Genomic DNA, 18,280 nt, shown 5'->3' with positions numbered 1-18,280 from the left:
TCACCGCCCCGTAGAGCGAACGAGGACAGGGTTGTCGAAAGGCCGCCGCCTCGACGGGCGCAGGCCCTTCGCCATGCCGAGTCACGTGCCGCCGAGCCGGATGGACTTGCCGGTGGGGCAGAAGGCGACGTGCTCCTGTCTCATCCCGGTCGGTTGTCCCTCGCGGGCATTCATGCTGCCCCCAGCAGTGGCGTTGTGCCTCTCCTGTGCCCCTGGCCGTACCAGTAGCGTCCTTTGGGCAGACTGTCTAACCGCGGGGAGTGGGCGCCGTGCCATTGCGCAAGGATCGGGAAGAGGCCGAGGCCGCGACGAAGGCGAACCGACGCGCACCGGATCCAGACAGGGGCCAGCGGGTCGCGCCGGGACTCCGACCGGTCAATCCGGCCATGGCCGCGGCCATGCAGCGCTCGGTGGGCAACGCGACACTCGGGCGGATGATCGCGCAGGGCCCGGCCGGGTCCAAGGTGCCGCACGCCGCTCCCGGTACGCGCGGCAAAAAGCGCACCCAGGACGAGGTCGTCGAGCGCGGCGACAGCCCCCCGGCCAACCAGCAGAAGACCGAGGCAGGAGCGGCCACCCGGGCCACCCGCAGCGGCAAGGCCGGCGCGACACCCTCGGTGAAGGGCAAGGAACAGAGGGCCGAGGAAGAGATCGGCAATCCGACCCTTGTCTTCACCTCCCGCTACGACGGAGACGAGGAGCAGTCGCTGAACGGCAACAACAACATCGGCTTCGAACAGACGGCAACGCTGCGCCGCGCGGACGGGATGCAGACGCCCGCGGCAGACGCGTACGACTTCTGGCAGGAGGTCTCCGACGAAAGCCGCCAGATCGTTCCGACGTCGGTGAACTACCAGCCCAAGAAGGCCCCCCGCCGCGCCTGGGGCGTGGACGGCCCCTTCCGCCCCCCGTACAACGATGAGGACGGCAACATCGTCAACGCCGCCGACCGGATCACCTTCGTCGACAACCCCGGCTTCTCCACCACCACACGCATGTCGGCCGGCTACTTCCTCGTCGACTACACCGTCCGGTTCCGCTGGAAGGTCCGCAAGAAGCAGGGCGGACGCTTCACCAAGGCCGAGCCGTTCTGGGAGAGCGACGAGATGGTGCACCGCGTCACGTCCGCCTTCGACGCGGCGAACCCGGAGGAGGCCGTGCAGGTCAACCACCACGCGGCGGGCAACCGCACCTGGAACGTACAGCTGCCCAACTGACCCCGCCGACGCGGCAGCGCGCTCACGCCCCCACATGATCCGAGCCCGGAGCAGGCCCTGCCTTGATCCTTAAGTTGTGCGGCGGGGGCGTGAAGTGGTCGATTTCCTGTACGCACCGCACCGCACCGCCCCGCCGCGACCACCAGACGCACGACCCGGAAAGCCGGGCGACACGGCCCACCGCGTGCTGGAGTGCCCTGCCTGTCGACCCGGCGGGTACGCGAACCGGGTCCCGAGCAGGGTGAACCCAGAGGCGAGGCCGCGGTCCCGGAACCCTGGGAGGATCGGTTCCACGGTGGACAAGGGCTATGACACGGCCGGACCGGCCGGTCAGTACCGGAACAGCACTCCGCGCCAGGTCCATCCCGCGTTGAGGACCATGGTGCGCAGTGGATCCCTCACATCCCGTGTGTCGAAGCGCAGCGTCTCGACCTTGTGCCGACGGCCGTCGGCACCACGCCGGTACTCCCACTGCCGGTACACCTTGAAGCCCCCACGGCCGTACTGCTGACCGGAGTCGTGCGACGGCTCCCACCGCTCCTCCAGGACGAGCACCTCGCACTTCGCCGGCACCAGGCGCATGCGGGTCTTGAGCGTCAGCTTCGCCTTCGGGATCTTGCACTCCGCCACCAGGTCGGCCTTCTCCTTGGGCAGGGCATGGCGCACGATGAACGGTACGTTCCGGCTGTTGAGCGCGAGCAGTGCTTCCCGGAGCTCCATGGCGGGCAGGGAGGCGACACCGCTGTCGGGGTACTTGGTGCCGGTCCACTTGTCCCAGAGGCGGCCCATCGTCAGACCCCCGCCCTGGAGTCCGAGCGCACCGTGCGCACGAAGTCCTGGAACTCGCCCAGGACGCTGTCGTGCTGGGCCTCGGTGGCGGTCAGAGCCAGCCGGATCATTGCCCGCCTGTGCGGGTCCTCGGTGTCCAGGACGGCCAGATAGACCTGGGACTGGACGAGGTTCCGCCGGGCGTCGCCGGCGACGGCCGAGAAGCTCAGCCGCTGGGTCAGAGCAGGTGCGTCGGCGGAGCCGACCTCGTGGCGCTGGACCACCACGACCGGCTCGGCGACCTCGCGCAGGCGCTCCGCCGAGGCGTCGGCGACCTCGACGAGCGTCACCGAGTCCTTCAAGAATCCGCCGTCGATGGTGATGTTGGCGTTGAACCCGGCGTCCGCCTGCGGATGCACCGCGGCGAACGCCACGTCCGAGGCGCCCCGTCCGGAGGGGCAGCGACGAACCAGCCCTCCGGCAGGCGGAATTCGATCGGCACCGGCAGTGTCGTGGGCATCTCGGGCCCTCCTTCCACGGAAACGCGCATCAGTCGAGCAGCCAGTCCTTGAAATCGCCGGCGGCGTCGCCGACCGCGTCGGCCGCGTCACCGGCGGCGTCAGTGAACTTCTCCGGATCGAAGGTGAACTCGAGCCCCAGTTTGACCGTCGAGTAGCGCCCCGGGCGGTCAGTCGGCCTTGGCGGGTTCCTCGGCTCGCGCCCGGGTGGAGGCGAGCGGGTAGGGAGGGAGTCGGTGCCGATTTCGGCGATCGTGCCGCCCAAAGTGAGACGGTAGACGATGGCAGCGCAGAGACAGGGATCGGTGAACGTCTCGTACGTGGTGGAAGGAGAACCGGCCAACCACCCGCAGGTCGCCGAAGCCGCCATCGTCGGCGTACCCGACGCCGACGGCCATGAGATCGCCTGCGTCGTCGTTGTCCCCCGCAAAACCCCGCCTTCCCTCGCCACCGTCCAACGACTTGTGGCCGACGACATCCCTTTGCCCCAGGCAGCGACGATCCGGCGCGGGACCCGGCTCCTGTCCGACATCGGCCGACACCGGCGCATGGGCCACCCGGAGCCGGATACCTTCCGTCTCGACGTCTCGACACGTCCCGCACACTCCACGAGCAGGAAACCCAAGCCGACGCCCCGGGCCACGCTTCTTGAAACTCCCCACTTCGCTGAACACCGGAGCGAGTGATGCGAGGAGCGGAGCGTCCCTGGCCGTTTCCAAGGCTGTGGCGGACATTTCGTGACGGTCATGACGGCTGGGCGAGGACGAGGGTCCGCAAGAGAGCGAAGGAAGCTCGGGCCGTTTGGTGCGGGTGTCGGAGGAGACCTGCTCGTCGTCACCTTGCAGCCCGGTCGTCGCTGGTGCCTCCGCGGTCTAGGAGGTGCCTGTCTTGTCGTTGATCTGGAAGGTGATGACGTCGACTTCGTCGGTTCCCGCCAGATCCGGGTAGTGGCCCTTGAGGCCTTCCCGGAGTTCGGTTGCGGTTGTCAGCCCCCCGGCTTGGGCGTCCTGGTTGGTGAGGTCGCTGACCAGGCAGTGCCTGATGCCGGTCACCTCGGCCGGCAGGACGACTTCGGGGTCGCTTTCGAACACCAGCCGTGCCGGCCCGAGCTGGGCCGGGTCCCGGAAGCGGATGGTCTTGGTCTTGGCGCCCGAGCGGACGTCTTCAAGGTAGCGGGGGTTGAACCGGATGATCGGGGGACCGGCCGTCTCGGGATCTTGGTAGAGCGACGGGTCGAGACCGTTCATGCCTTCCGGGGTCCATCGCTGAGTCAGCGGCATCAAGTCGGCGGCGAGAACGGACCTGGGGCCCGCGGGCGTGGGCACGATGACGCGCATGGTGGGGTAGTAGTCCACGAAGACCTGCCGATCGCGCCCGCACGGGCCGATGACGCCGCGCCCGTGGTTTCCCACGGCAACGATGCAGCGCATCTGGCGGGCGCCCTGGGCTCGTGCGGCTCCCAGAGCCACGAGTTCGGCACAGGGTCCGCCGGTGAAGTGGTAGAGGTTCACGCCAGCGAACATCCGGTAGTCGGCGGCCATGACCGCGGCACCCATCGTGTGGATCCCGTCTTCGTCGGGCCCGGCGTCGGTATGCGCGTCTATGGTGCGGCGTGCCAGCTCCACGAGCTCACGCTCGTCATCATTGAGAGCTCGTGCAGATGACGGTACGTACACGTTGTCAGCCTTCCCTTTTGTCAGCAGTCGCCGAAGATCATTCCACGCCACGCAGGTGGGTTCCACGGCATTTCGGCTTGCCTTGACCGGGCCCCTACGGTGGTCCCGTGGGCAGGGACGGAGGGGCCCGGCTGAGGCTGGTCGTGGTCACGGACGGGCGCCCCTGAACCCCGCCCCTGAACCCGCCGCAGAGCCCTGGCACCGGAGCCGGCCGCCTGTCCCGGCGCCGGGGCCAGGGCTGAGCCGTCTACGGGGCAGGACATCCGGACCGGCACACCGGGCGGCGCCCGCGTCACCGAGGGGGACGTGGCCAGGCCCCCCGGGGCAGATCTGCCGGCCGGTCGTGCACCGGATCTCGGCGACCGGACCCGGTCACCCACCAGCTGCGCGGGCGGCACCCCGCCTTCATGGACGGGAGCCTGCCCGAACCCGCCGGCCGCGGACGTTTGCGATCACTCGTCCGGCCGCGTTCGGCCGGGTCCTGCGCGGCCCCGGCCGGCCTCCCACCCCAGATTCGGAGGCATCCGTACCCAACCGCGCGCGAGGGCGGTCTCCAACCGCCCGATCCACCCGCCGGCGTGCGGCGTGCGGCGTGCGGCGAGCGAAGGGCAGGTCATGACCGAGCGCCCCAACATCCTGCTGATCGTCACCGACGAGGAGCGCGCCTCCCTGCCCCGGCCGCCCGGGTTCTCCCTGCCCGCCCGGGAGCGCATCGCGGCCCGGGGAACCACCTTCGAGCGCTACTACACCGCGTTGGCGCAGTGCAGCTCCGCGCGATCGGTCATCTACACGGGGCAGCACCTGCCGCTCACCGAGATCTACGACAACGACAACATGCCGTACATCCGCCCGCTCAACCCCGAGCTGGGCAGGCTGAGGCATCGAAGCGGGGTGTCGGCAGCGGCTGTGACCCATGGAGAGATGGGCGCCGGTATCACTCCCGAAGACCCGCAGCGCGGAGGGGTTGTCCGCCTGCCCTTCGCAGGCTTGCCCAGGCCGGTCCGTTAGCTGCGGAGTCCGTCCCCCAGCCGCCGACGCCCCGACGAGGCGGAGATCCCCGAATCGGAGACGGACGGGCGAAACTCGTCCTGCCCGGCCCGCTCCGCGGCAGTCCGCCGGGGGGCTGTTGGCAACTCCTGGCAGGCAACGACGGCGGGGACCGGTCCGTGCCCGAGCGGGCGGCGCATGGTGCTCATTGCCACAGTTTCGCAGGGAGGCTGACGCCCCGTCCGAGGCGGGCAGCTACATAGGGCGCGGGGTACTGACCGGTTGGATCACTTCCGACGGCCTATGGGATGCGGCGAGCCATCGTCAGCGCCTGAATCTGGAGCTTGCAGTCGAAGAGGGCCTTTCGCTGAGGTCCCGTCAGCTCAGGCGGCAGCTGCTTCACACGCTCCCAAGCGACAGCGCGCAGTGACCGGGCCAGCTCCAACTCCCTGTGCTGGAGAGCGACGCGTAGGCCCTGGATGCTGGCGTCCAGCCGCTGCAGGGCGGCTCGGTGCTTCTTGGCGAGCTTCTTCCTCCGATGCTGTTCCTGCGCGGTCTTGGCCTGCTGCAGAGATCGGCGCTCTTCCCAGGTCGGCCCACCAGCGAACAGGTGGACTCGCGGCCGACCACGGTTTGTCATGCGGACTCCTCGTCGGGTGGAGGCGTGGGCGGCACGCGTAGTGCTGTTCAGCGTGTCGGCGTGCGGTCCTGCGCTGAGCGTTGCCTGCCACAGCTTGCCAACGTCCCCGGCGATGGGGAACTGGGGGTGAAACGGCATCCCTCGTGCTTCCAGACCCCCTTGCGCCTACAAGTAGGGGTGCCGAGAGGAAGTCTGTCACCAGCCGCCGACGGCGGTACCCCTACGGTGCGCCCGGCGGTATGCGTCTGCTCCGCTGAATCGATACGGGTGCTCGCCATGGAGGTGTGGGTGTGCCATCTGGGTCCAGGCCATATGGCCACAGCCTGCTGAAGATTCCAGGCTCCTCGGCCAGGCGGTACAAGGCGTTGGGATTGCTGTGGTCGGCGGCCTGCCGGGCCAGGGCTTCGAGGCCGTCCCGGTCCCCGGCCTCCTCCCGCATCAGGGTGCCAGGCGGAAATGGGCGTCGGCGTTGCCGCGGTCGGCGGCCTGCCGGACCACGACTTCGACGCCGTCCCAGTCCCCGGCCCGCTCCATCATCACGGCCAGGTGAACCAGGGCGAGGGGGTGGTCGGAGGCCTGCCGGTAGAGGGCCTCGGCGCCGTCCCGATCCCCGGCCTCCTCCCGCATCTCGGCCAGGCGCAGCAGGGCGTGGGGGCAGCCGTGGTCGGCAGGGGCCACTGGACAACACCTTCCGGACGCCGGATAGAGTCACGGTGTGATTACGGTCCGCCCCGCTCTCGGCACGGCACGGACCCGCCACCAGGCGGGCCCGCTGCGACTGCTGTGGCTGGCCGCGCTGCTGTTCGCGTTCCTCTACACCCACGCCGCCGGAGCCGACAGCGCCTCCGCGCACGTCACCGGCGGCGCCGTCGCCGTGCCCCACCTGGCGTCCGCCGGCGATGACGGCGTCTCTCACCACGACGACCAGCGGCCCGACCGCCAGGACGATGCCGGTGACGGTCACCCGCATCCCGCGGAGGCGTGCGCCTCCGGGCACCCGCAGCAGGGTTGTGACCTGCCCGGGCCGCACCCGACCGCCGTGGCCGTGGAGTCGTCCTCCTTCGCCGCGATGACGCCGCAGCGGTGGACCCAGACCCGTCCCTGCGGCCTTCCTCCGTCACACAGTTCCCTCGGTTCCGTGGTGCAGCAGGTATAGATCCGGGCCCTTTGCCCCGATCTGCCCGGACTCTCGTCGCCAACCCCGGACCGCCGCCACCGCGGCCGACCGGGCGTTGAGCCACGCACGCACCCAAGGAACCCGCACATGACCTCCGTCCAGCTCCTCGACGCCCGCACCCCGCAGGCCACACCGGACACTCCCGCCGCGGGGCGGGCCGCCCGGCGCAAGGCCCAGTCCCGCAAGCGGTCACTGGCCGCCCGCTACCTCGGCTACGTCGGCTACTTCGTCGGCGCCGGCCTCATCAGCGGCGCCGTCGTCCACCACCCCCTCGACCCCGACCGCTACACCCGCATCGCCGCCTACGGTGCGCTCGTCTTCCTCGCCGCGACCGTCCTCAACGAGTTCCTCCTCACCCGCGAGCGGCCCGGCCTGCCACGCATGCTCGTGGTGATCGGCTCCTCGCTGCTTCTGTCTTTCGGCATCGGCATGCTCAGCGGCGGCCTCCAGCACTTCGACGACTTCCCCGCCCGCGGCGCCGTCCTCGTCCCCGCCGGCATCGTCGTCTCCTTCGTCGCCTACGTCATCAAGGACGCCGACACCCCCACCCGCCGCATCTTCAGCCTCCTGGGCCTGGCCGTTCTCGCGGTCGCGGCTCTCGCCTTCTTCGGCCTGCGTGAAGTCGCGGCGTCCATGGAGGCCACCCCCGGCGGTGGTCACAGCCACGGCACCGCCGAGGAACCCGCCGCAGACGACCACACCCCGGCCACCACTCCGGCACCGGGCATCTCCGGCCAGCCCAACACCGCTTCCACGGCCCCGGCTCACAACGACGGACACGCCGGCCACTGACCAGCCAGAGTCCTCCGTCGAAGGGCTGTCCATACCCGCTCCCCGCTGGCCACCTGCGTGGAGGCGAGAGCGGTGACGCAGCCTCGTGGGCTGGTCAGCCCCCATGCCCTTGTCTTCGAGGACGACCGTCAGCTCGCGAAAGGGGAGGCCGGGCAGGGCCCCTGGCCGCGATGTTGCAAGGTTCGTCGGCAGCGTGCAGTAGAGCCCGCGCCCGGTTGATCGCCGATGTCAGCCGGGCGCGGTCATCCGCGTTGGTTGAGGGCGCGGGTCCGATCACGGTTTGCAGCTCGTGTGGCGTCGAGTTCGGCCTGCCGTTCCTCCAGTGCCCGGGTCAGCTCAAAGGACCGTCCAGTACCACGGCGGGCTGACGTCCGTCCGCGTCGTGCGTCACGTGTGCTGGGCGCGTTCGCCGGCCGGCGTAGGACGGCGTCGCCGTGGTGCATCCGATCGGCCTTCGGCGGACGAAGGTGTCCCACAGGTGATGGCGTCGTTCCGCCGGGAATAAGATTCTTGTAACCCCGTGGAGGCTGATGTGGCGGATGATCGGATCGGGTCGGCCGAGGTGCTGGCGGCGGCGGAGGCTGCCGCGCCGGTGGACTCTCTCGATGTCGTGGCGCGTAATCTGCGGGACCGGTTCGGTGCGCGGTACGTGTCGTTCCTGTTCGCCGATGTGGTCGGCCGGCGTCTGCTGCGCGTTCATGACACGGCAGCCGAGTATCACGAGGACCGAGCACAGGTCGCCTTCTCCGGCCGCAGCGTCTACGACGAGGTGCTGCGTGGCCAGCGCCTGGTGCTGGCCGCGGACGGTGGGCAGGGGCAGCGGGTTCTGGCCCCGGTCACCAATCGCGGGGACACCGTCGGTCGCGGGTGCCGGTGGCGTTGAGGAACCGGCTCACCTGGGGCGTGACGGGTCCGGTGAGGGTAGTTCGTGGTGGGGCAGGGCGTGGACGAGGGCGGTGTCGGCGAACGTGACGAGGCTGAGGTCGAGCTCACCGCGGACGTGAAAACGGGTGTAGCCGACCCGCTGTTCGGATTCCGTCTCCGCCTGCGCGTCCTCGTCCCCGCACACGAGGGAGGGAGAGCCGGTGACGGGGTGCCAGGGCCCACATGGAACATGCCGGGGGTGCACGGGTGCGGTCGCATGGTGGGCCGTCCTGGGTGGGAGCGGAGCCCCTCCCTTTCCGCACGCAGTCCGCGCGGCGAGCGGTCGCCACGCGGTCGAGGAGGCCCGGACCAGGAACACCCCTCTCCAGGGTGGCTCCTGGGGGAGAGGACGCGGCGGCACGGATATCGCCAACGGCTACTGCGCGTCTACCCCCGAAGCCGCCGGAACGCCCGGCCGCTCACCCGGTTCAGGAAGGAGATCATCGGGCCTCATGGCTCGCGGGTGGCTGTTGAACCAGCACGCGTTTGGGGGTGGCGCCTTCCCCAGACCGGGCATCCGGCCGGGCGGGTACCGGCCCCGTGCGGGAATCGACCCTTCCAGGTCCTTGGAATCGTCGACCCCGCGCATGCGGGGATAATGGCGTGATATGGGTCTTATGTTCTTCGACGACAAACGTCTGGCGGGTGACCTTTACGCGGCGGCGAGCCAGAGCACCGGCCCCGAGCAGGTCGGAGCGGGGATCTCGCGGGTGCTTGCCCCCATCGTGGCCCACGACGGGCTGAGCCTGGTGGGAACTGACCCCGCGACCGGTCCCGGACTCGGCAGTTTCAGCTTCTGGCACGAGTACGACCCCGAGCTGGTCAGGGAGCTCGTCATGCACCGGCATCTGGGAGGCGGCCCGCAGCGTCCTGCGATCCCGACGCTCCTGCGGACCCCGGCCGTCGTCGTGGGGGCCGGGACGGACGGCTCGCCAGTGCCGGACCCGCGCATGCGGGAGATTCTCACCGCCCACGGGGCGAGTTCCGAGCTGCGTCTGCTGCTGCGGGACAGGCGGGGCGTGTGGGGAGCGCTCGGGCTGCTCCGCTGCGCGGGTGCAGTGCCATTCGGCCAGGACGACGCCGAGCGGGCGGCCCGGCTCGTACCGGCGCTGCTGGCCGCCCTGCGCCGGTACGCGACCACCGGCCCGCTCTGCCCCGAGGTTCCGCCCCTGTCGGCGGGCGTGATCACCATCGGCCCCGACCACCGGGTCAAGGCGGTCAGCCCGCAGGCGCAGCTATGGCTAGACCAGTGGGCGGCGCACGCCATCCCCCCGTGGGTACCGGAAGCCTTCCTCCTGTCATTCTCCCTTGTCACCCGGGCGGAAGCCCGCCGTCAGGGCGGAGCGCTCCCTCTGGTGTGCGCGCCCCCGGCGGCCTGCGGCCGCTGGACCACTTGCCAGGGCCAGGTGCTCGACGCGGGCGCCACAGGCGATGTCGCCCTCGTCGTCCAGGGGGCCACCTGGGACCTCGTCCTGCCGTCCCTGTGCGCGTGGTACTCCCTTACCCCCCGGGAACGCGACGTGGTCACACAGCTCCGCACGGGAGCCTCCGTCAAGCAGATCGCCCGCCGCCTCGACCTGTCCGCGTACACGGTCAACGACCACCTCAAGGCAGTCTTCCGCAAGACCGGAGCGGACGGACGCGACGAACTCAGCGCGGCGCTGACCCGCTGATCCGGTCAGCGCCGGGCGGCGCCTGCCCCGGTCAACCCCGGGGCCGTCCCTGATCCGTTCAGCCTCGCGGTGTCCCCGATGCGTTCCGTGCGGGGGGCCGACCCGCTGATCCGCTGCCCCCTGGTCCGCCGTCCGTCCATCCCTGACATCAGGGGGTCGCAGCAACGTGGATCCGGCCCACCATGAGAAGGAAGACCGGTACCCACCCGGTCGGCTCGTACAGCGAGGCCGAGACGTTCTCCCTCGTCGAGCCGCCGGCGCACACGGTCCGGTCCGTCGGAGATCCCCGTACGGGCATGGCGCGTATGACGTGAGGGCACAGTCATGCCGCTGCCCTGTCGGGATCCCTCCTCACCGAAGGGACAAGGACATGACGCACAACACTCTTCGTGAACCCGCCACCGGGGACACGGCAAGCGACAGCATGGTGCAGGCTCGGACCGAGGAAGCGATCCCGTCCGTGGACGGGATCGCAGGCAAGGCCCTGCTGAATCCGGAGATGGCCTCCCAATCCTTCGAGATTAGGGGCCACGGCATCTTCGAGCGGATCCTGGACGTCCCCGCTTTCAAAGGCGCCTACGCCATGGTGCTCGGCTCCGTCACGGAATACAGCCGTGCCACCGACAAGCCCGTCATGGGAACCGCGGTCGTCACCCTCCACAACCTGGTGGCCAAGGACCGGGGGCAGGTGGGGGTCCGCGTGGGAGTGAACTGGCACGAGGACCTCGACATCAGGGTCACGCTGCTGTGGTTCATCACCTGAACCCGCTCACCTGACGGCACGACAGAAGGGGGCGCGGGTGACCGCGCCCCCGACGCCCGAGCACGGGCTCATTCCCGGGCTGCGGATCTCACGGCCGATCCACCCCGTTCGAGGCCGGCCAGCAGCCAGGCGAGCAGCGGCGGCGCCGCTATCCCGGGCGGTTGCGTGTTCCTGACCGAGTGGCCCTCGCCGGCGTCCAGTTCATGCTGCGGACGGTGTCGCGTGGCGTGTTCCCGCGGAGACGGTGGGCTGCTCCGGTCTGCTGGACCTGGACGACTGCGCGTGGACGGCTCGCTCTCCTCGGGGCCGGGGGTGCGTGGTCTTGACTGGCTGCTGATGGCTCGGCAGCTCGTGGGCCTGCAGCAGGCCGGTGTCGACCGCGGCGCCTTTCAGCCACAGATGGGCCGGATGACCGCTGGGGTCCGCCAGGCCGTCACTGAGAACGCGGCTCGCATCAAGGCCGCATGCACCGACCGGAGGGCCGACCTCCTGCGCACGTCGATGCCGGAGAGCCTGGTCCGCGACGCGATCCTCTCCTCCCCCGGTGTGGCCGGACATCGCGGCCGCGATGGGCCGCCTCGATGGCGCGAGGATCGGGTCTGGCTGCCTCAGATCTCGATACGCCGGAGCCACCAATGCAGATGTTCTGCGGCGAAAGGGTCGTTAACTGTCCGCTTGAGGACGCGTGCGTCGACAGGGTCCAGCGCGGCTCGCAGCTCTCGTCGAGCCCGGGCCCGCAGGTGCCATGCCGCCACTTCGAGCAGTGTGCGGATATGCCCGGTTGGGACGTCTGAGTATCCGTAGTGCCATTCTTCAGCGCTACGGGGTCGGCCGGCCCCGTAGAGTCCAGCGTCGGAACGCGAGCGCGACATCACCCGTAGCGGGGCCCGGCCGGGGTGGCGTCAACCGGCCGGGCCCTGCCGTGCGTGGACCCTCTCATCGCCTTGCCACCGTGCCACGGCCGATCGTGGGCCGCCCGGTGTGCGATCCGTGTGGGGGACTCCGGCCGGGTGCTGCCCCGGTCAGCTGTCGGTGACCGGGAAGAGCGTGTCGGCGCCGGTCATCTCCAGCAGGCGCCGGAGCTGAGGCGGCGGGGTGCGCAGGATGATACGCCGGCCGTGTTCTGCGGCTGTCTGCCGTGCGTGGATGAGGGCGTTGAGGCCGGAGGAGTCGCAGAACGACAGGTCGGACAGGTCGACGAAGATCTCCTCGGCGCCGCCAGGCTGGGTGATCGCCGCGTGCAGGGCGTCGTACAGCATCGGCGCCCGGTCGATGTCCATCTCGCCACCCACATGCACGACACGGCACCGATCATCACCGTTCACCCACACGCCCTGCTCACCTTCTCTCAAGATCTTTTACCCCGCCCATGATTGAGGCAGCCCGGGCGGGGAGCGGGGCACAGGCCCTCAGCGCATGAGGACTCAGGCGGCGGCGCCGCCCAGTCGCTGTGTCCCCCCGCCCGCAGCCGCTAAATCCGGCGGCACCCGATTATCTTAGGGATACGCATCCAAAAATCTATGTCGGCCGGAGTAGACATTGGGTGGTGGTGTGGTTATGGTTTCTCTCGTAGCCCAGTCAAGAAGGGCCCGGCAGAGACGAACTGCCGGGCAGTAGTACCCGCAGTTGCAGTTGTTGGACGGTACGGCGGTGGAGTTCCGAAGCCAGGCTTGTGCAGGACGGCGACGGGACTGACGGCCGGACCGGGTGGCCCGCAGTCATCAGGGGCCGCCGCAGGCAGTACCGCGGTGATGGCAGTACCCAGCAGTGAAGTGAAGTGAGCAGCACCTCGGTGAAGGCGTCGGCTGCGGGCGCGCGCACCGGGACGTTCGGCAGTGGGGTTCTGAGCCAGAGCAGATGAAGGATGGGCGACGGGGCTGGCTGCCGGAGCGTGGCGCTCGGTCAGGCCACGAGCAGTAAAGAAATACGAAGTACCAGCAGTACGAGTGCAGCAGTACACGCAGTTCGCAGTTCCCCGCTTGGTAAGCAATTGATCATCCGAGGGATGAACGGAGGAGTTGAGGCGCCATCAGGATCGCCCGGGCGGCAGGCTGAGCCCGGGTACCGCAGGACATCGACAGTGAGGTGGTCTCCGGTCAAGCAACCGCGATCCCCGCATCTCCCGTCCCCGTTCGGGCGGGTCAGCGGATACAGAAGGTCGGCGCAGTATCAGGGCCGGCAGATGGTGTAACAGTTCCTTCGGGGCCCTGGTGCCGTACGGCACCAGGGCCCCTCCACATGTTCCACGAGAGAGGTTCCATGACAGCAGACGACTCGTTCGGCCGTCTCGACGACGACGATTACCCCGCCTACACGATGGGCCGGGCCGCCGAGATGCTCGGCACCACACAGGGCTTCCTCCGAGCCATCGGCGAAGCCCGCCTGATCACCCCGCTCCGCTCCGCGGGCGGCCACCGCCGCTACTCCCGCTACCAGCTGCGCATCGCCGCCCGCGCCCGGGAACTCGTCGACCAGGGCACCCCGATCGAGGCCGCCTGCCGCATCGTCATCCTCGAGGACCAGCTGGAAGAAGCTCAGCGGATCAACGCCGAGTATCGCCGTGCCGCCGGATCGACGAACCCACCGGCCTCGGCATGACACCGACCCGCGTCCGCCGGGTCACCGGCGAGCCCCGGGACCCGCGGAGAGAGTGCGCCCACGGCCGTTCCCTCTCCCGCAAGCCGCACGAGCTGCCCCGCGGGACTGCGGCCCGGGGCCGGTCGAACCGGCCGTCCTAGGCGTGCCACTCGGTCGACGACCGCACGATCGGACCGCTGCCCACGTCGAAGTAGCCCGGCTCACTCCCGTCGGCCAACAGCACCCCCAGGGCCCCTCGTGCGCGGCCCCCAACGCCAGCAGCACGCTGTCCACGACGACCAACCCCTCCTTGCGGGGTGCGTTCGAGCTGTCCTACCGGCTGGCCCTGCGGCTTCCAGGCTGCCCGGACCGGGCCGCCCACGCACCGGGATCCACCGAAAGCGGTATGGCAGCGCCGGACGCCACTATGTCGATTCCGCCCAGCGGGGGAAAAGAGTCGGCCGGGGCCAGTGCCCGCGGTCTCAAGCAATTGGGCGGCCGCCTGCGGTGTGGGGGCCGTGCCAGTCGAGGCAGAGGACGGTGGCGTCGTCTTTGGGTGGCCGGCCGTTGTAGGCGCCGGTGACTGCGCCGACCAGGGTGCGTACGACCTCGCGTGGATGCTCGGCTGCGGTCTTGCGGAGGAGGGCGGGCAGGTCGACTGTTTCGGCGTCGCGTTCTTGCATGCCGTCGGTGTGGAGCAGGAAGGCGGTCGCCGGGGCGCAGGTCGAGTTGTTGCACCTGGTACAGGCCCTGAGTGGTGATGCCGAAGGGCAGGTCCACGTCCAGGTGCAGCACGTCGACCGCGCCGTCGCACAGGCGCAGCAGGGGCCAGGGGTGGCCTGCGTTGACGAGCTGGGCGCCGGTCCCGTCCAGGGCGATGCAGCAGCTGGCCGGTGGCGAAGGTCCGTCGGCCGTGGTCGAGGAGGGCCCGGTGGATCTGGCGGGCCTGTTCGGCCAAGTCCGTCCCTGCGCGGCGGGCGCCGCGGGAGGCGTTGACCATATCCATTGGTCGGCGACTTCGTCGGCGCCCAGCGGGGGCGCCGGCGGCGCTGGGTCCCGGTCGAGGGGGGACGACCGGCGCGAAGTGGGCTCCCTGGAGGGGCAGTGGAGCGCTGGACGCGCTCGGCGAGAGGGTGCTCCTCGCGACCGGGCGGATGGGGCTCGCCGCCTTCGCGGACTGCCCGCAGTCGTTCCGGATGCGGTCGGCGGACCCGCCGTCGAGGCTCGCAGCGGACCGCGAGGGCCGGAGCCCGGTCGTCGTGGCCGCAGCCCGCCGGCGCCGGTGGGCGTGGCGGTGGTGGCGACCGCCGAGGAGGCCGCCGACCGAGTGCGTGACCTGCCGCTTTCCTGAAACGCGGGGCGGATAAGGACCACAGAGTGATCACCACTTGTCGGTCGAGTTCAACAGAGTGTAGAAATCAGCCTGCCCCACCAAGTGGCTTGAGGAGGACGGTTCTGACGAACCGTCCGTCTTCAGCCTGCCCCCGCATCTCCATTCCGGATTCCCGTCCCCGGAGCCGCGTCCACGGGGCTCTTCCGAGCACTCCACGTAAAGGATTTCGTTCATGAACAAGACGGTGCACGCTCTTCGTCTGACAGCGGTCGTTGCGGCCTCCATGGCCATGGTCTTCACCGCCGCCGGGTCGTCCAGCGCGAGCCAGTTCAACTCCTTCTGCGAGGCGAAGGAGGTCTGCATCTACAGAGACAGCAACCTGAATGGCGCGTGGATCGACCACCAGTACGCGGACCCCAACTACTGGAACAACACGTGGACGGTCATATACCCGGAGGAGTCCACGAATGACCGGGCCTCCTCGCTGGACAGCTGGGACCCCAACTGGAAGGTCCGCTTCTTCACCAACTCCAACTACGGCGGCTCCTGGCAGACGCTCCCCGAGTACGGGCGCGCCAACTCGGTGAGCTACAACGACCAGTACAGCTCGCACTGCTGGAACGACGGCGGTGTCGGCGGCTACTCGCAGTGTGACTTCTGAGGGTGACCCCCTCCGGCCGTCGCCGCCACGCGTCTCGGCGCGGGGCGGCGACGGCTCTGCAGTTCCCGCCCTCCCCCATCCTCCGAATGGACGTCACCACCGTGCCCGACGCACCCCGCCGCTCCGTACGATCCTCCCTCGCGCCGTACGCGGGACTTCTCGCCTCGACCGCTGTTCTGCTGACCGGGTGCTCTGCCGCGGAGGCCGGCGGAGCGGACCCGGACACGCCGGGCAAGCCGATAGCCATCGGCCAGGTGCCGAAGATCACTGACGCCGAACAGCTGACCTTGCCTCTGGACGCCTACCAGTTGAGCCCCCGCGACGCCCGGAAGGTGCAGGACGCCCTGGACACCCTCGTCACCGACTGCATGACGAAGCAGGGCTTCGCGTGGGCTCCGCCGCAGCGTCCCCCGGTGCGTGAGGGCAGCCGGAACGGCCGCCGCTACGGCCTGCTCGACCCGGAGGAGGGATCCCAGACCGGCTACCACGTCACCGGGACCACCGGTCAGGGCGCGAAGGGTAAGGAGCAGGGACAGGACGGCTCCGCCACCGCACAGGAGGCCGCCGGGCAGTGCGTGCTCACCCAGCGGGCCAAGCTGAACGGGCAGCAGAAGGCCGACAAGGCCGCGTCCGGCCCCGACGAACTGGTCGAGCGGCTCGTCGTGGAGAACGCGAGCCGGGCCGAGCGGGACCCGCAGGTCCGCGCCGTCTGGTCCCAGTGGAGCGACTGCATGGACCAGGCGGGCTACTCGTACGACGGGCCGTGGGACTCCAACAACGACCGTGAGTTCGCCACGCCGGAGCCGACCGACAAGGAGCGGGCGGTGGCCTCCGCCGACGCGAAGTGCAAGCAGAAGCACAACGTCGCGGGCGTATGGATGGCCGTGGAGACCGCCTACCAGAAGCGCGCGATCGAGACGAACGCTGAGGCCCTCGAAGAGGCGAGGAAGGCCAACGAGACCCGGCTCCGCAACGCGGCCGACGCGCTCGGCCAGGGCTGATGCAGGAGTCGGACGGCGCGAAGGAGAGGGCCGTGTCCTCGGAACTCATGGCGGGCGGACCGGGCGCGGACGACCCGCACGATGCCGCCGGGGAACCCGGCGCCGGGAGCGGACTGTCGCGGCGGCGGCGCTGGGTGGCGGCGATGGCGGTGGGCGCGGTGCTGGCCGCGGCGGCCGGCGTCGGCGCGTCCACGGTGATCAAGTCACCCGCGCAGGCGGCGGCGGAGGCGGGGCCGCCGCCCGCCGACGTGCTCACCGCGGTGGTCGAGCGGCGGGTGCTGACGGAGACCCTCGTCCTGCGGGGCAAGGTGACCGCCGACCAGACGATTCCGGTCACGCCGGCGGTCAACGCCGGAGCGGGCGCCGCCCGGCCGGTCGTGACCAAGGTGGCGGTGGCGGCTGGGGACACGGTCGCCGCGGGCCGGGTGCTCCTGGAGGTGTCGGGCCGCCCCGTCTTCGCCCTGGAGGGCGGACTTCCGGTGTACCGGGACCTCAAGCCGGGCGCAGAGGGCGACGACGTGGCCCAGCTGCAGCATGCGCTGGGCCGGACGGGGCACGGCACCGGCTCGGACCGGCGCGGCGTGTTCGGCGCCGGGACGAAGGCGGCTCTCACCGCGTTCTACGCATCGATCGGCTACGACCCACTGCCGGCCCAGGCAGACGGCGGCGGCGCCGCCGTGAAGGCGGCGGAGGAGACCGTCACCGGCGCACGGAGGGCCCTGGAGGATGCCCGGGAGGCGCTGCAGAGGAACTCCGGGACTACCGCGGGAACCGAACCGGCCGGCGGCAAGGCGACCACCGGCGGCTCCACGAGCGATCTCCGCAAGGCGGTGACCCGCGCGCAGGAGGATCTGGACGACGCGCAGAAAGCACTGTCCGAGGCCCGGGCGGCGGACGGGCCGATGCTGCCGGCCGGCGAAGTGGTGTTCCTGAAGGCGTTCCCCGCCCGTGTGGCCTCGGTGACGGTGAAGGTCGGCTCGACGGTGTCGGGACCAGTGCTGACGATGTCGGCGGGCGAGCTCGTCGTCGAAGGGCGGCTCCGGCCGCACCAGAAGGGCATGGTCCGCGCCCAGCAGAAGGTCCGGATCCTCGCGGAGCTCAGCGGGACCACCGTCACCGGGAAGGTCCTGTCGGTCGCGGACACCATGCAGTCCGGGCAGAGCGAAGCCACGGACAAGAACACGGAGGGCGAGGGCGCCGCTCCCGCGGGGCGGGAGGGCTATCTCGTCGTGGTCCGGCCGGACAGCCCGCTGGATCCGGGCCTGTCGGGCCAGGACGTGCGGCTGACGGTCGAGGCGGCGTCCACCGAGGGCGCGGCCCTGGTGGTTCCGGGCTCCGCGATCTCGGCGGGCGCCGACGGCCGGACCACGGTCACCGTCGTCGCGGCGAACGGTTCCGAGCGACGGGTGGAGGTGCGTCCGGGAACCACGGGCGACGGCTTCGTGGAGGTCGTTCCGGTGGAGCCCGGTGCGCTGCACGAGGGCGAGGCCGTGGTGACGGGCGTCGACGTACGGACAGCGCAGTGACCGCCCGCCGGCCGGCCGGGACGGAGTCACCGGGGGCACCGGGGGCA

At 70.4% G+C, this 18,280-nt stretch carries 19 protein-coding genes and 4 pseudogenes; 14 read left to right on the top strand and 9 right to left on the bottom strand.

Annotation, left to right across the window (positions count from 1 at the left end):
• The first annotated feature begins 386 nt into the window (after nt 1-386).
• Entirely contained in the window at nt 387-1,217 is an 831-nt protein-coding gene (locus OG753_RS00295) for a hypothetical protein (protein ID WP_405786594.1), read from the top strand.
• A gap of 330 nt (nt 1,218-1,547) precedes the next feature.
• Here the strand turns inward: OG753_RS00295 and OG753_RS00290 are convergent, their stop codons facing one another.
• The 3 genes and pseudogenes from OG753_RS00290 to OG753_RS00280 form a co-directional block, all read right to left on the bottom strand.
• On the bottom strand, nt 1,548-2,006 hold the full coding sequence (locus tag OG753_RS00290; protein WP_405786593.1) for a hypothetical protein: 459 nt from the start codon (nt 2,004-2,006) through the stop codon (nt 1,548-1,550).
• A 2-nt stretch (nt 2,007-2,008) separates the two neighbouring features.
• Nucleotides 2,009-2,419 (bottom strand): hypothetical protein, encoded by a 411-nt coding sequence (locus tag OG753_RS00285; protein ID WP_405786592.1) that lies wholly within the window; start codon nt 2,417-2,419, stop codon nt 2,009-2,011.
• Nucleotides 2,420-2,673: 254 nt separating this feature from the next.
• Nucleotides 2,674-2,819, bottom strand: a pseudogene (locus OG753_RS00280) (AAA family ATPase); the annotation flags it as partial.
• On the opposite strand from OG753_RS00280, the gene OG753_RS00275 reads away from it, so the two are divergent.
• Nucleotides 2,785-3,189 carry an AMP-binding enzyme gene (locus tag OG753_RS00275; protein WP_405786591.1) on the top strand — a complete coding sequence of 135 codons (405 nt, stop codon included), beginning with the start codon at nt 2,785-2,787 and terminating at the stop codon, nt 3,187-3,189. The pseudogene OG753_RS00280 and the gene OG753_RS00275 sit on opposite strands and share 35 nt — an antisense overlap.
• 186 nt (nt 3,190-3,375) lie before the next feature.
• Here the strand turns inward: OG753_RS00275 and OG753_RS00270 are convergent, their stop codons facing one another.
• Nucleotides 3,376-4,128, bottom strand: a complete 753-nt coding sequence (locus tag OG753_RS00270; RefSeq protein ID WP_405786590.1) for an ASCH domain-containing protein — start codon at nt 4,126-4,128, stop codon at nt 3,376-3,378.
• 666 nt (nt 4,129-4,794) lie between these two features.
• Here OG753_RS00270 and OG753_RS00265 point away from each other — a divergent pair.
• A complete protein-coding gene (locus tag OG753_RS00265) occupies nt 4,795-5,187 on the top strand; it encodes a hypothetical protein (RefSeq protein WP_405786589.1) in 393 nt (130 codons plus the stop codon).
• A 280-nt stretch (nt 5,188-5,467) separates the two neighbouring features.
• Here the strand turns inward: OG753_RS00265 and OG753_RS00260 are convergent, their stop codons facing one another.
• Nucleotides 5,468-5,806 (bottom strand): hypothetical protein, encoded by a 339-nt coding sequence (locus OG753_RS00260; protein ID WP_405786587.1) that lies wholly within the window; start codon nt 5,804-5,806, stop codon nt 5,468-5,470.
• Nucleotides 5,807-6,244: 438 nt separating this feature from the next.
• On the bottom strand, nt 6,245-6,484 hold the full coding sequence (locus OG753_RS00255; RefSeq protein WP_405786586.1) for a tetratricopeptide repeat protein: 240 nt from the start codon (nt 6,482-6,484) through the stop codon (nt 6,245-6,247).
• A 37-nt stretch (nt 6,485-6,521) separates the two neighbouring features.
• On the opposite strand from OG753_RS00255, the gene OG753_RS00250 reads away from it, so the two are divergent.
• From OG753_RS00250 to OG753_RS00240, 3 genes and pseudogenes are all read left to right on the top strand, one after another.
• Nucleotides 6,522-6,962, top strand: coding sequence for a hypothetical protein (locus OG753_RS00250; RefSeq protein ID WP_405786584.1), 441 nt, complete (start codon nt 6,522-6,524; stop codon nt 6,960-6,962).
• A gap of 108 nt (nt 6,963-7,070) precedes the next feature.
• Entirely contained in the window at nt 7,071-7,775 is a 705-nt protein-coding gene (locus OG753_RS00245) for a hypothetical protein (protein WP_405786583.1), read from the top strand.
• Nucleotides 7,776-8,307: 532 nt separating this feature from the next.
• Nucleotides 8,308-8,637: pseudogene (locus tag OG753_RS00240) on the top strand (serine/threonine-protein phosphatase); the annotation flags it as partial.
• Between the two features lie 30 nt (nt 8,638-8,667).
• On the opposite strand, the gene OG753_RS00235 reads toward OG753_RS00240, so the two are convergent.
• Nucleotides 8,668-8,844, bottom strand: coding sequence for a hypothetical protein (locus tag OG753_RS00235; protein WP_405786582.1), 177 nt, complete (start codon nt 8,842-8,844; stop codon nt 8,668-8,670).
• A 463-nt stretch (nt 8,845-9,307) separates the two neighbouring features.
• On the opposite strand from OG753_RS00235, the gene OG753_RS00230 reads away from it, so the two are divergent.
• From OG753_RS00230 to OG753_RS00215, 4 genes and pseudogenes are all read left to right on the top strand, one after another.
• Entirely contained in the window at nt 9,308-10,372 is a 1,065-nt protein-coding gene (locus tag OG753_RS00230; RefSeq protein WP_405786581.1) for a helix-turn-helix transcriptional regulator, read from the top strand.
• A gap of 182 nt (nt 10,373-10,554) precedes the next feature.
• Nucleotides 10,555-10,686 carry a hypothetical protein gene (locus tag OG753_RS00225; protein ID WP_405786580.1) on the top strand — a complete coding sequence of 44 codons (132 nt, stop codon included), beginning with the start codon at nt 10,555-10,557 and terminating at the stop codon, nt 10,684-10,686.
• Nucleotides 10,687-10,742: 56 nt separating this feature from the next.
• Nucleotides 10,743-11,135 (top strand): hypothetical protein, encoded by a 393-nt coding sequence (locus tag OG753_RS00220; protein ID WP_405786579.1) that lies wholly within the window; start codon nt 10,743-10,745, stop codon nt 11,133-11,135.
• A gap of 125 nt (nt 11,136-11,260) precedes the next feature.
• Nucleotides 11,261-11,397: pseudogene (locus OG753_RS00215) on the top strand (IS5/IS1182 family transposase); the annotation flags it as partial.
• 760 nt (nt 11,398-12,157) lie between these two features.
• Here the strand turns inward: OG753_RS00215 and OG753_RS00210 are convergent.
• A complete protein-coding gene (locus tag OG753_RS00210; protein WP_405786578.1) occupies nt 12,158-12,460 on the bottom strand; it encodes an STAS domain-containing protein in 303 nt (100 codons plus the stop codon).
• 934 nt (nt 12,461-13,394) lie between these two features.
• Between OG753_RS00210 and OG753_RS00205 the strand changes: the two genes are divergently transcribed.
• Nucleotides 13,395-13,733, top strand: coding sequence for a MerR family transcriptional regulator (locus OG753_RS00205; RefSeq protein ID WP_383204160.1), 339 nt, complete (start codon nt 13,395-13,397; stop codon nt 13,731-13,733).
• Between the two features lie 461 nt (nt 13,734-14,194).
• Here OG753_RS00205 and OG753_RS00200 read toward each other — a convergent pair.
• Nucleotides 14,195-14,712 (bottom strand): annotated as a pseudogene (locus OG753_RS00200) (PP2C family protein-serine/threonine phosphatase); the annotation flags it as partial.
• Nucleotides 14,713-15,277: 565 nt separating this feature from the next.
• On the opposite strand from OG753_RS00200, the gene OG753_RS00195 reads away from it, so the two are divergent.
• The 3 genes from OG753_RS00195 to OG753_RS00185 all read left to right on the top strand — a co-directional run bounded on the left by OG753_RS00195 (nt 15,278) and on the right by OG753_RS00185 (nt 18,233).
• Nucleotides 15,278-15,706 carry a peptidase inhibitor family I36 protein gene (locus OG753_RS00195; protein ID WP_405786577.1) on the top strand — a complete coding sequence of 143 codons (429 nt, stop codon included), beginning with the start codon at nt 15,278-15,280 and terminating at the stop codon, nt 15,704-15,706.
• A gap of 86 nt (nt 15,707-15,792) precedes the next feature.
• Nucleotides 15,793-16,707, top strand: a complete 915-nt coding sequence (locus OG753_RS00190) for a hypothetical protein (RefSeq protein ID WP_405786576.1) — start codon at nt 15,793-15,795, stop codon at nt 16,705-16,707.
• Between the two features lie 32 nt (nt 16,708-16,739).
• Nucleotides 16,740-18,233 carry a peptidoglycan-binding protein gene (locus tag OG753_RS00185; RefSeq protein ID WP_405786574.1) on the top strand — a complete coding sequence of 498 codons (1,494 nt, stop codon included), beginning with the start codon at nt 16,740-16,742 and terminating at the stop codon, nt 18,231-18,233.
• Nucleotides 18,234-18,280 lie beyond the last annotated feature (47 nt).

Origin of the sequence: Streptomyces sp. NBC_00029, from assembly GCF_045160505.1 — a bacterium.
Classification (GTDB): domain Bacteria; phylum Actinomycetota; class Actinomycetes; order Streptomycetales; family Streptomycetaceae; genus Streptomyces.
The sequence above is the reverse complement of the archived record's forward strand: the minus strand, read 5'-3'. Positions and strand labels throughout refer to the sequence as shown.

Coding starts and splice junctions, on each gene's coding strand:
- OG753_RS00265 (WP_405786589.1), top strand. CDS start 4,795: ATGACCGAGCGCCCCAACATCCTGCTGATCGTCACCGACGAGGAGCGC.
- OG753_RS00275 (WP_405786591.1), top strand. CDS start 2,785: ATGGCAGCGCAGAGACAGGGATCGGTGAACGTCTCGTACGTGGTGGAA.
- OG753_RS00290 (WP_405786593.1), bottom strand. CDS start 2,006: ATGGGCCGCCTCTGGGACAAGTGGACCGGCACCAAGTACCCCGACAGC.
- OG753_RS00220 (WP_405786579.1), top strand. CDS start 10,743: ATGACGCACAACACTCTTCGTGAACCCGCCACCGGGGACACGGCAAGC.
- OG753_RS00260 (WP_405786587.1), bottom strand. CDS start 5,806: ATGACAAACCGTGGTCGGCCGCGAGTCCACCTGTTCGCTGGTGGGCCG.
- OG753_RS00190 (WP_405786576.1), top strand. CDS start 15,793: ATGGACGTCACCACCGTGCCCGACGCACCCCGCCGCTCCGTACGATCC.
- OG753_RS00195 (WP_405786577.1), top strand. CDS start 15,278: ATGAACAAGACGGTGCACGCTCTTCGTCTGACAGCGGTCGTTGCGGCC.
- OG753_RS00245 (WP_405786583.1), top strand. CDS start 7,071: ATGACCTCCGTCCAGCTCCTCGACGCCCGCACCCCGCAGGCCACACCG.
- OG753_RS00230 (WP_405786581.1), top strand. CDS start 9,308: ATGGGTCTTATGTTCTTCGACGACAAACGTCTGGCGGGTGACCTTTAC.
- OG753_RS00225 (WP_405786580.1), top strand. CDS start 10,555: ATGAGAAGGAAGACCGGTACCCACCCGGTCGGCTCGTACAGCGAGGCC.
- OG753_RS00295 (WP_405786594.1), top strand. CDS start 387: ATGGCCGCGGCCATGCAGCGCTCGGTGGGCAACGCGACACTCGGGCGG.
- OG753_RS00205 (WP_383204160.1), top strand. CDS start 13,395: ATGACAGCAGACGACTCGTTCGGCCGTCTCGACGACGACGATTACCCC.